Source organism: Xanthomonas sp. NCPPB 3582, from assembly GCF_041475735.2.
Lineage (GTDB): Bacteria > Pseudomonadota > Gammaproteobacteria > Xanthomonadales > Xanthomonadaceae > Xanthomonas > Xanthomonas codiaei.
In genome coordinates, this window is the sequence record NZ_CM192968.1 from 4053623 (window position 1) to 4065544 (window position 11922).

At 67.9% G+C, this 11922-nt stretch carries 7 protein-coding genes; 1 reads left to right on the top strand and 6 read right to left on the bottom strand.

All coding sequences use genetic code 11. The features are described 5' to 3' along the window. The first annotated feature begins 217 nt into the window (after window positions 1-217). Entirely contained in the window at window positions 218-1429 is a 1212-nt protein-coding gene (gene metK, locus ACCQ05_RS17285) for a methionine adenosyltransferase (RefSeq protein WP_228964697.1), read from the top strand. Between the two features lie 494 nt (window positions 1430-1923). Here the strand turns inward: metK and ACCQ05_RS17290 are convergent, their stop codons facing one another. The 6 genes from ACCQ05_RS17290 to ppc all read right to left on the bottom strand — a co-directional run bounded on the left by ACCQ05_RS17290 (window position 1924) and on the right by ppc (window position 11592). Next, entirely contained in the window at window positions 1924-3447 is a 1524-nt protein-coding gene (locus tag ACCQ05_RS17290) for a histidine-type phosphatase (RefSeq protein ID WP_372360513.1), read from the bottom strand. A gap of 401 nt (window positions 3448-3848) precedes the next feature. Further along, window positions 3849-5045 carry an OmpA family protein gene (locus tag ACCQ05_RS17295; protein ID WP_372391711.1) on the bottom strand — a complete coding sequence of 399 codons (1197 nt, stop codon included), beginning with the start codon at window positions 5043-5045 and terminating at the stop codon, window positions 3849-3851. Between the two features lie 115 nt (window positions 5046-5160). Next, window positions 5161-7113 carry an esterase/lipase family protein gene (locus ACCQ05_RS17300; RefSeq protein WP_372394137.1) on the bottom strand — a complete coding sequence of 651 codons (1953 nt, stop codon included), beginning with the start codon at window positions 7111-7113 and terminating at the stop codon, window positions 5161-5163. 77 nt (window positions 7114-7190) lie between these two features. Then, the gene (locus tag ACCQ05_RS17305; RefSeq protein WP_228964695.1) at window positions 7191-8228 is read right to left on the bottom strand and encodes an Lnb N-terminal periplasmic domain-containing protein; all 1038 of its coding nucleotides are present in this window, start codon (window positions 8226-8228) and stop codon (window positions 7191-7193) included. Next, window positions 8225-8797, bottom strand: a complete 573-nt coding sequence (locus tag ACCQ05_RS17310; RefSeq protein ID WP_228964694.1) for a TetR/AcrR family transcriptional regulator — start codon at window positions 8795-8797, stop codon at window positions 8225-8227. The genes ACCQ05_RS17305 and ACCQ05_RS17310 overlap by 4 nt, the downstream gene beginning before the upstream one ends. An 80-nt stretch (window positions 8798-8877) precedes the next feature. Next, window positions 8878-11592, bottom strand: a complete 2715-nt coding sequence (gene ppc, locus ACCQ05_RS17315; RefSeq protein ID WP_372391713.1) for a phosphoenolpyruvate carboxylase — start codon at window positions 11590-11592, stop codon at window positions 8878-8880. Window positions 11593-11922 lie beyond the last annotated feature (330 nt).

The window sequence follows — 11922 nt, forward strand, 5'->3', positions numbered from 1 at the left end:
GCCGATGCTAGCAGGCTGGACATGCATGCATGGGGATATCGACCGGTGCTTTCGTTCGGTATCGCCACAGAGGCACCGTCCCCGGTACGGGATGCGCCCGATCCGCCGACATCGACTTAACCCCACGCCGCCGCGTTCAGGCGCACAATGCAACGGTCACCGCGGGCGTGTATCATCCGCACCCATCTTTTCATCCGAATCAAGGGATATAAGCCTGATGTCCAGCTACCTGTTCACCTCCGAATCGGTCTCCGAAGGCCATCCGGACAAGATCGCCGACCAGATCTCCGACGCCGTGCTGGATGCCATCCTGGCCCAGGACAAGCGCGCCCGCGTGGCCTGCGAGACTATGGTCAAGACCGGTGTGGCGATCGTGGCCGGCGAAGTGACCACCAGCGCCTGGATCGATCTGGAAGCGCTGACCCGCAAGGTGATCCTGGACATCGGCTACAACAGCTCCGACGTCGGCTTCGACGGCGAGACCTGCGGCGTGCTCAACCTGATCGGCAAGCAGTCGCCGGACATCAACCAGGGCGTGGACCGCAAGAAGCCCGAAGAACAGGGCGCTGGCGACCAGGGCCTGATGTTCGGCTATGCCACCAACGAGACCGACAGCTACATGCCGGCGGCGATCCACCTGTCGCACCGTCTGGTCGAGCAGCAGGCCAAGATCCGCAAGAAGAAGAACTCGGCGCTGGCCTGGCTGCGTCCGGATGCCAAGTCGCAGGTCACCCTGCGCTATGAAGACGGCGTGGCGACCGCGATCGATGCGGTGGTGCTGTCGACCCAGCACGACCCGGGCGTCAAGCAGAAGGACCTGATCGAGGCGGTGCGCGAGGAAATCCTCAAGCCGGTGCTGCCGGCCAAGTGGCTGCACAAGGGCACCAAGTTCCATATCAACCCGACCGGCAAGTTCGTCATCGGCGGCCCGGTGGGCGATTGCGGTCTGACCGGCCGCAAGATCATCGTCGACACCTACGGCGGCTGGGCCCGTCACGGCGGCGGCGCGTTCTCGGGCAAGGATCCGTCCAAGGTCGACCGTTCGGCCGCCTATGCCGCGCGCTACGTGGCAAAGAATGTCGTGGCCGCCGGCCTGGCCGACCGTTGCGAAGTGCAGGTCTCCTACGCTATCGGCGTGGCCGAGCCGACCTCGATCTCGGTCACCACCTTCGGCACCGGCAAGATCGCCGACGAGCAGATCGAGAAGCTGATCCGCAAGCACTTCGACCTGCGTCCGTTCGGCATCATCCAGATGCTCGACCTGATCCACCCGATGTACCAGCAGACCGCGTCCTACGGCCACTTCGGCCGCAAGCCCAAGGAGTTCAGCTATGCCGACGGTGCCGGCACCAAGCACACCGCCACCTCGTTCTCGTGGGAAAAGACCGACCGCGCCGACGCCCTGCGCGCCGATGCGAAGCTGAAGTAAGCACGCCGCTCCTGCAGGAGCGAGCGCGATGCACGACGACTGGGCCGCCGATGCGGCCCGGTTTCGTTTCGGGGTCTGTCGGTGGTTGCCCAACTCAGGAAGTGGCAGCTTGCGAAGGCTTCGGCCTACGGCGGGCCCGCCGTGTACGGGCGTGACGAAATAGAGCCGCTCTCCCCGCGGGGCAAGAAGGCACGGCTTACGCGCCACTGGCGCGTGTGCCTTGGAGCGCCCGCGCCGCAAGCGCGGGCCGGGACGCAGAGCGGGGTTGGGGTGAGGGTACGCGGCGAAGCCACTCACCTGCCCAATAGCACGTGGCTGCGCACTTACCCTCATCCGCCCCTACGGGGCACCTTCTCCCGCAAGGCGGGAGAAGGGACAACGACGCCAGCCACTGCTCAAGCCCCCCCTCCTGCGAGAGAGGGGTTGGGGTGAGGGTGCGAGGCGAAGTCACATGCCGTGAAGACCAGCGCAAGACAGTTGCCGCGAACCTGTTGCTAGCGATCCAGCTGCAACTGCTGTTCGAGCGCCGTGGCAAAGTCTTCCAACGGGCAGGCCATGCGTTGCCCGGCCGCACACAGGCCCAGCGACAGCTCCTGCTGCAGCGGCGGATGGGCCAGATCCAGCGGTGCCAGCGTGCGCAGCTGATCCAGCGATTGCGCCAGATAACGGGCACGTACGACCCGGCTGCCATCCGGTTCTCGCCAGAGGCCGAGCAGCAGTGCGCCGCCTGGCGGCGGGTCGTCGGCGCCGTAGCCGGGCAAGTGGAAATGCACGTCCAGCAATCCGCTCAAGGCGGCGATATGGGTGTCGCTACCGACGAAGACCGACAGCCTGGGGGCATTCGCATCGCCGAAGCGCTGCATGACCTGGCGTGCCAGCGGTGCGCCCGAGCGCTGCGCCATGTAGTGCGGCCGTGCGTAGATATCGAACAGCAGCGCATGCAAGCGCGAGACCTGCGCCAGGCGCTCCGGTGTGGCGCGGCCCCAGCCGACCTGCGACAACGGCAAGCCATCGGCGTACTGCAGCAGCAGCACTTCGCCGGTGCCGGAGGTCAGATCGATCGGCCCGCTCAAGGCCAGGCCACGCCCGTTGGGCGACGGCGTCAGCGTGGACGTCATCTGCACAAAGTCGCACGGCGTCTGGGTGCATCCCAGGATCTGCTGCATGGCCTGCAGCTCGGCGGCATGGCCTTGCAATAGCGCGTCCGGGCCACCGGTTTGCTGCGCGATGGCAGCCACCGCTGCCGTGGCATCGAACGGCACGGCGCCGGCTTCGATCGGCCGGAACAGCGGGTCGTTGCTGCCCGGCGAACGGTGTCCGGCAACGAGGCCGCAGCCCGGCGCGAGCGCATCGGCCAGCAGTGCGCCGCTGTCGATGGTGCGCTGGTCGGTATTGGCCCAGACCGCCACTGCACCCGGCGACGGGCACCCCGCCGCCGGCAGTACGCCCTGCTGCGTCAGCCACTGACGCAGGTAGTGGCCACTCAATCGCACCGCCTTGCGGCCGCGCGGGGTGAGCAGGCTGGCCGGTGTGGACCACTGCGGCCAGGGTTGGTCGGCATAGCGCGCCGCAGCGGCCTCGCCCTGCAGCGGCGCACGCACGCCGTGGCGGAAGATCATCACCACACGCTCCAGCTGCGCTGCCGGTGCAGCGGGCAACGCTCCGGCGACGGCATGCGTACGCACGTCCACAGAGGTGTGCGATGCACTGCGCGCCGATGACGCGCAACCAGCCAACAGCGCGGCAGCCAGCATCGGCGTGCACCATGCGCTAGCGGCCAACTTCGACGGCGCGCGGAAATGCCGCCCGCACAGGTCGGGCGCTGACCTGTGCGCTGGCTGCCCAGGGCGCGCCCCGCAGTGCAGCGGGCGCAACGCGATCCCCATCGCATCGCGCCCGCTGCGGCGAGCAGTCGCGGACCGCAGCGATTCCCCTTCGCCAGCGAACGCCGCCTGCCGCCATGCCCCCTGCTCCACATCGTCGCGCTTGCGCACACCTACGCTGCCCCGGCGATACACGCGCAAGACGGCGTCACAGCCCGCGTGCAGGTGCCCAAGACAGCACTGCGAACGGTGCAGCAGCCAACCACGATCGATCATGCGTCATCCAGGTGCGGCGCGTCGTTCACGGTGACCGCGCCAGCGCCACTGCGAACACCGACAAAGCGATGCAGCGCTCCGCATCGCACCTGCAAGCAGGCGCCGCGGATGGTGGTGAAGAGGTGTTGCACTTCGATGACGCTACGGCACTCCCCGATATCCGCATGCGCAAGACGCGCAAGTCGGCATAGTCGCTGGAGCATGGAAGGCGCAATCACGGCCGTGCTGCGCAGACCAGCAGTGCTGGCCACCGGCGCACACCGGCATACACCATCGCCCCGCCGGTCAGCGACGACGCAGCGACGGCAACCAGCTCGCGCTCACGTCCGAAGAAAGATCTCGACCCGTCGATTGAGTTGTCGCCCGCCGGGGTTGTCCTGCCCGTTGACGGTGTTGGGGGCCACCGGCTGCGTTTCTCCGTAGCCCTTGGCGCTGGCGGCCTGCGCGGCGCCGCGCGTGCGCAGCGCTGCCAACACCGCAGTGGCGCGGCGTTCGGACAGTGCCTGGTTGTAGCCGTCCTCGCCCTTGGCATCGGTGTGCCCACGCACTTCCATCTCCCGGGCGGTCACGGTGCCAAGCGCTGCAGCCAGCGTGTCGAGCACGCGTGCGGCATCGGGGCGGATATCGGACTTGTCGAAGTCGAACAGGATGCGGTCGTTCAAGGTGATCAGATAGCCACACGGCGCACCGGGAGGAGCGAACTTCTGCAGTGGCGGGAAGCGGCCGGCCGGCGGCACCTTCGGGAGCGGCGGCATGCGCACTTCGCGCGGCGGGGTGCCCACCGTGCCGGTGCCATCGCCACGGTTCTGCACCAGGCCATCGGGGCCGTTCCAGGTGCCCGAGCCGTCGGCATTGATGGTGACCAGGCCGCGCGGTCCATTCCAGGTGCCGCTGCCATCGCCGCGATTGTCGATCAGCCCGCTCTTGTCGCTATTCCAGGTGCCGGCGCCCTTGCCATCCAGGCTGATCAGCCCGGCCGGGCCGTTGTAGGTGCCGCCGCCGTTGGACTGCACGTCGATCAGCGCATCGTCGCCATCCTGGCCGGTAGCATTGATGGTGCCGCTGCCATCGGCGTTGACGCTGATCAGGCCACCGGCGAAGTTGGCGGTGCCGCTGCCGTCGGCCTTGAGATTGAACAGACCTCCCTGGCCGTTGCGCAGCAGGTTGCCGTTGGCATCGACGCTGGTGATGCCGGCATCGTTGACCAGCGTACCGCCATCGCCGCAGCGGGCCGCTACCACGCTGATGCCCTCGACCGGGTCGAGCACCTCCTGCAGCGAGGCTTCCAGCGCGCGTTGCGCCGGGGTCACGCCAAGGATGTCGGGCACCACGATGGTGGGAATGGCGGGGAATTCCGGCACGGCGTCAGCCGCCGCTGCAGGCGCGCCCACCGCGCGCACCGCAACCTGCGGTGCGGACGCTGCGGTGCCGCCAGCACCTGCATCCTTCGGCGCTTCGCCACGACCGCAACCGACCAACACCACCGCGGCCCACAGCACTGCCGACAGCTTGCGCATCGCGTCTTCCTTGTTCGAGCCTGTTCGAGAGGTGACCTGATACCACGAGCGGGATCAACACGGCGGTAACGGTGCCGGACATGTGCCGCCCCCCCCCCCCGGGCGCAAGGCCAACTCACAAGGCGGCGGACACAGACACCGGCGCAGGTTCCGGCGATTGCATCGGCGCCTGCACCTCGCCAGCTTCGGCCTGCAACTGCGCATGCAGGATGCGGCGGATCTCCAGGATGGCCTGCGGCGTTTCCTGCACGCTGTGCCAGGAGGTCACCACCAGCTCGGACACGGCGCCGTCCAGGTGTGCGCTGCGGTACGGCACCAGGCCATCGTCGGAGTCGGCCAGCGGTATCTGCGGTTTTTCGCGGCCCACGATGGTGTGGTAGCGCACCTGCGGGGAGATCGGCAGATCCATCGTGGCGCGCACGAACGGGTCGGTATCGCGCAGGTTGTCGATGCTGGTCGGCGGCAACAGGCGACCCTTGCGACGCGGCGGCCCGCCCTGCCCGTTCTGCTCGCTGTCGGCGAGGTCCTGCAGCACATCGCCGAAGCGGTCCAGCAAGGCGATCGGCAGGCGCACCATGCGGCCGACGAAGCGCCCCAACCCGCCCTCGGCCAGCGGCGTGCCGCGATGCGGCGCGGCGATGAAGATGGCGCGGTCGATCTGCGGCATCGGCGAAAAATGCAGCAAGGGCGACAGCGTCGCGCGCACGCGCGCACCGCGTTCGCCTTCCAGCCGATAGTCCTGCAGCAGCGAGTTCCAGAGTCGCTCGCCGGACGAAGACACCAGCAGGCGTCCGATCACCCCGCCCATGCTGTGGCCGATCAACACCATGCCGTGCGAGGCGGGTGCGGTGCCGGCCGGGTCGAAGTGCTGCAGGCTGCGCTCCACCAGCGCCTGGATCTGCGCACGATTGACCGCAATCGGCGCGTTGGTCGGGTAATACACCTGCCAGATCTGATAGTGCTGGCGCAGGGTTTCATCGCCCATCACCTCGTTGGCCACATTGACCCAGGCCTCCGGGCTGCTGGCCAGCCCATGCAACATCAGCAGCACGCGCCGGTTGGGATCGTAGGGCTGCATCAGATACAGATGCGGGCGATCGATGCCGCGGGCGCTGCCCAGCATGGACCGCAGCGACTGCGCGGCAAAGCCCGACCTGGCCAGCCACAGCCCGTAGGCCGCCGTGAAGTTGGCCGCCAGCGGCACGCGCTGGCCGTGCAGCACCACCTCGTTCTGGCGATACGGGTCGTACGGCACCACCGTCACTAGGTCGGTGCGCAGCACCGCATCCAGGCTATCGCCCTCGAAGCGCAACAGCAGCGTTGCTGGTGCATACGGCATTTCGCTGAAGGTCGGCAGCGCGCGCCCGGGCGCGGTGCTGGCGGCCGCAGCCTGCTGCACGGCCAGGCCGGCCGGGTCGCCGACCACCTGCGGGTCCACTTCGGCCACCAGTTCGGCGCCGAAGCCGTCGCGTCGATACGTGCTGCGCAATCCGTCAAAGTGCAAGGCCGAGGCCGCGAGGATCGCGCGCGGTGTGTTGCCGCCGCCCGGCAGCCGATACGCAGACGTGTCGATGACGATCTGCCAGCGGCCGACAGCGGTCGGTGTGGGGGCGATCTGTCCGGCTTGCTGCGCACGCGCGAACAGGCGTTCGACCACCTGCTGCACGGCGTAGTTGTAGTAGTCGCGCACCTGGGTCTGGCGGTTTTCGAAGGCGCGCGCACCGGGCGCACGCGCAGTGAAGAACAGGTAGGCATAGGCATGCCGCGCGGCTTCCAGCCAGGCTTCCACCGCCGTGTCGCTCATCTGCGCCTGGTTGCGACTGCCCAGGTCGATCGCATGCGCGGTCCACAGCTCGGCCTGGGTGGCCAGACGGCACTCGTCGCCGATGCCCGCCACCGTGGCCAGGTGTTGCACGCAGGGCAGTGGCTGCTTGCGGCAGGCCTTGGGTTGCAGGCCGGCCACCTGCAGGGTCTCGCTGCCGGACTGGCTGAGTGCACCGGTGTTGAGCACATCGCCGCGCGTCTGCGCGATGTAGTCGCCGCTGCTGCGCGATTGCACCGTGACCATGGCACAGCCGCTCAGCCACGTTCCCAGCAACGCGGCCGCCAGCAGCGCAGCGCTGCCGCGCAGGCGTGCACGCGGGATCACTGCGCCGCGCTCGCCGAGGCACCGGGTGCCGGTGCCTGCGGCATGCCGGCGCGGATGCGCTCGGAAAAATCCGCGGCAGTATCGGCGGCGATCGCACGCGCAGTGAAATGCCCGCGCTGCTTCAGCGTGGCGAAGTCGTAGCCCGGCATCAGCCCCTGGTGGTCGTAGGCGTATTCGTCGGCATAGCCGGACAACAGCAGGCGGTGATCCAGCGGCAGGGTGGGCCGTAGCTGGCGTACCAGGGCGAACACGATCGTGGTGCAGTTGCTGGTCAGCGTGTTGTAGAACGCCGGCTTGCGATTCAGATCGTTGGCCAGCCCGACATAGCCCATGAACATCCGGCGCAGCCCGGCCTTGGGAATCGCCAGGCGATACAGGTACATGTCCTCGCCGCGCACGTTGGTGCGCACGCGCAGGATGTCGCGCTCGTCGGCGGCCACCAGGGTTTCTTCGAAACTGCGGAAGAAGCCGCCCACGGCCGAGAACGACTCGCCGCGCTCCTTGCGGATTTCCAGCGAAAACACCACGTGCGAGCCATCGTCGAAACCGAACGACACCAGGGTGTGCGCGATCGCCGGGCCCATCCAGTACGACAAGGCCAGGTCGGCACTGACCAGCCGATCCAGATCGTACTGGCGCGTTTCCCAGCGCGGAACGTAATTGGTTTCGCCACGCCAGTCGAAATTGCGCACGTTGTGCAGGGTGACGATGTTGCCGCGCACCTCCGGCTGCAGGCGCTGGGCGACATCGTCGGCCCAGTCGCGGTCCTGGCTGGGCTGCATCATCGCCCACGACACCGCCAAGGCCACGAATGCCGCGCCGAAGATGCCCACCAGCGCCCAGTTCTCGCGGCCACGGCGCAAGCCCCACAACGCGGCCAGCGCCATCGCGCACCACGATGCCACCCAGCCGATGCGCACCAGCGCATTGCCGGTGAGCGCGAAATGGATCGCCAATGCACCCCAGGTCGCGGCCAATACCAGCGCAACGCGCAATGCCCAGCGGCCGATGACCGCACGGGTGGCCGGTGTCATCGCGTGCCGCCTTCGGGCACCTGCATGCCCAGCGCATGCATCAGCAGATCGGCCGAGCGATGGGCAAGCCGCTTGCGTTCGGACTCGTCATTGCCGCGCAGGCAACTGCCCAGCATGTCGATCACCAGCAGCAGTTGTTCGTCGTCGACGTCGGACCGGCACAGGCCGGCATCGCGGGCGCGCTGGACGAACGGCAGGAAGATCGCCACCACGCGCCGGTCGGCGGCTTCCACCGCCGGGTGCGCGCGTTCGATCGAGCGCCAGAAGTCCACCAAGGGCGCCGACTGGGCGATGTGCTCGGCCACGTCATGCAGCAGCACGGCCAATCCATCCGGGCGGTCGGCCAGGTCGGCGGCCAGTCGCTCCAGGCCGTCCAGTCCACGCGTCATCAGCGCGGTCATCAAGGCGAGCCGGTCCGGGAAGTTGCGGTACAAGGTGGCGCGGCCCAGGCCGGCACGCTCCACCACCAGTTCCAACGGGGCATTGACGCCGTATTCGCTGAATACTTCGTCGGCGGCATCGAGAATCTGCCGGCGGCGCAGCGCGGCATCGGGGCGGGAGGTCATCATGCCGGCATTATCGGACAGATTTGTCCGATTATGCCAGAGCCCGCTTGCCGATTGCGCACATGCGCCGACCAACGGTCGGATCAGCCGGTGTTCTGCACCCCTTGCGAGACGCCGTTGACGCAGGCAACCAGCGCGCGCAGCAGGTCCTCGTCTTCGCCATCAGTAGCCCGCCAGCGCTGCAGCAGGTCCACCTGCAGCACGCTGATCGGATCGATGTACGGGTTGCGCAGACGGATCGACAAGGCCAGCCGCGGGTCGTGCTGCAACAACGATTGCTGCTGCAGCAGCGCCTTGACCCAGCCCTTGGTCAGCGCCAGTTCGTCGCGGATCTGCGGGAAAAACCGCGCGTGCAGGTCGCCCGACAGCCGCGAGAACAGCTCGGCAATGGTGAGGTCGCCCTTGGACAGCACCATCGCCACATCGTCCAGGAAGGTATGGAAGAACGGCCAGTCCTGCGCCATCTCGCGCAAGGTATCTTCGTGCCCGGCATCCACCGCGGCCTGCAGCCCGCTGCCTACGCCGTACCAGCCCGGAATCACCGCACGCGCCTGGCTCCAGGCGAACACCCACGGAATCGCGCGCAGGTTCGACAGCGCGGCATCCTGGCCCAGCCGCCGCGAGGGCCGCGAGCCCAGCGTCATGCGTTCGATCACATCGATCGGCGTGGCCAGGCGGAAGTACTGCATGAAATCCGGCGCACCGACGAAGGCGCGGTAGGCCACCGTACTGCGTTCGGCCACCAGATCCATCACCGGCCGCCAGCGCTCCTCGCGCGGTTCCGGCGCACGCGGGCGCAGGCTGGACAACAGCACCGCACCGGTCATCTGCTCCAGCGAGCGCAGCGCCAATGCGCGGATGCCGTACTTGCGGTGGATCACCTCGCCCTGCTCGGTGACGCGCAGGCGGCCATCCACGCTGCCGCGCGGGGCGGCATCCAGCGCACGGCTGGTCTTGCCGCCGCCGCGGGCGATCGAGCCGCCGCGGCCGTGGAAAAACGTCAGCCGCACGCCCAGCTCGGCAGCGGCTTCCAGCAGTTCCACCTGCGCGCGTTGCAGGCCCCAGCGCGAGGCGGCAATGCCACCGTCCTTGCCGCTGTCCGAATAGCCCAGCATCACCATCTGGGTGTCGCCGCGCGCGGCCAGATGCCGGCGGTACACCGGGTCGGCCAGCAGGTCCTGCACGGTGCCGGTACCGCCACGAAGATCGTCAACGGTTTCGAACAGCGGCACGATGTCCAGCGGCACCGCACCGGCGTCGTCGACCAGCCCGCCGCGGCGCGCCAGCGCCAGCACGGTGAGCACGTCGGCGCGGTTGTGCGCCATCGAGATGATGTAGCTGCCCAGCGCATCGGCACCGTGGCGCGCACGCGCATCGGCGAGCGCGGCAAACACCGCGTCCAGCCGCGCATTGCCTTCGTCGTCCACGCGCGGCAGCGCCTGTTCGCCAGCGGCATACGGACCGAGCACGGCGGCGCGCCGTGTCGCATCCTGCCCTTCCCAGTCGCCCTGGCCCAGCGCAGCGGCGACCGCGCGGGCATGCACGCTCGACTCCTGGCGTACATCCAGCCGCGCCAGATGAAACCCGAAGCTGCGCACGCGCCACAACAGGCGGCGCACCGCGAACCAGCCGGCATGCAGGCCCTTGTTGGCCTGCAGGCTGTCCAGGATCAGCTGCAGATCCTGTTCGAGTTCGGACGGTGCGGCATAAGCGCCTTCGGCATCGTCCAGCGTGGCCTGCAGGCGCGCGCGCATCAGGTCGTTGAGCAGGCGGTACGGCATGTCGCCGTGGCGCGGGCGCGAACGCGCAGCCGCGTCCGGCAGCAACGCGCGATAGCGCTCCAGCTGCACGGTGAGTTCGGGGCTGACCTGCACCAGCGTGGTCGACTGGCTGAGCAGGCTGGCCAGTTGCCAGAGCTCCTTCTGGTAACGGTCCAGCACCGCGCGGCGCTGCGCATCCAGGGTGCCGGCGATGGTGGCGGCATCCACATTCGGATTGCCGTCCATGTCCCCGCCCACCCAGGTGCCGAAGCGCAGCAGGCGCGGCAGCGGCGGCACGCTGCCGTAGGTCTCCTCGATGGCGTGTTCCAGGGTTTCATACATCACCGGGATGACGCGGTAGAGCACCTGGGTGAGGTAGAACCCCACGTGTTCGCGCTCGTCGTCCACGGTGGGCCGCACCGGCGAGGAATCGGCGGTCTGCCAGGAAGCGGTCAAGGCCATGCGGAAGCGTGCCGCATCGCTGGCGCGCTCGTTGGGCGTGCGCATGCCATCGAGATTGTCGACCAGGCTGGCGACCATCAACTGTTCTTTTTCCAGCAGCGCGCGGCGCACCGCCTCGGTGGGATGGGCAGTGAACACCGGTTCCACATCGATGCGCGGTAGCCAGGCGCTGAGTTCCTCCAGCGTGACACCCTGCGCCTTGAGCCGGCGCAGCGCATCGTGCAGGCCATCGGGCTGCGGCGTATCGGTGCCGCTGCGCTGATAGTCGCGGCGGCGGCGGATGCGATGCACGCGCTCGGCGATGTTGACCACCTGGAAATAGGTGCTGAAGGCGCGCACCAGCGCCTCGGCATCGCGCGGCGCGCGCCCGGTCAATTGTTCGCTCAACGTGGAAGGCGGCGCATCGCTTTCGCGGCGCGAAATGGCGGTGGTACGGATGCGTTCGATTTCATCGAGGAATTCCACAGACACCTGCTCGGCGAGCAGGTCGCCGACCAGCGCGCCGAGCCGGCGGACATCGTCGCGCAAGGGCAGATCGGGGGTAGCGAACACAAGACTGCTGCGGTACTCGTTCATCGGAAACGCACACCCTCTTCAAGCGCAAAGTCGTCGAAGACTAACCCAAAAGGATTAGAGGGTTGCGTTGCGCAAGACGGTTTCAGAGCGAACCATCCTGCGCCGGTCCCACTCGCATTCGTACATGCCACTAAAAACCTGTCGCCCGACGCCAGCATCAATGCGTAGGAGCGCAACCCGGGCGCGACAAGGTTTTACCGGCAACGCTCCATCGCGCCCGAGTGCGCTCCTTGTATCTGGACATGGCCGCATAACAGCGTTATGTCTTCCGACTGATCATCGGAGCAGATGCAAGAAGCCCATGCGCTCCTTAAGCCTCGAGCTTGTATC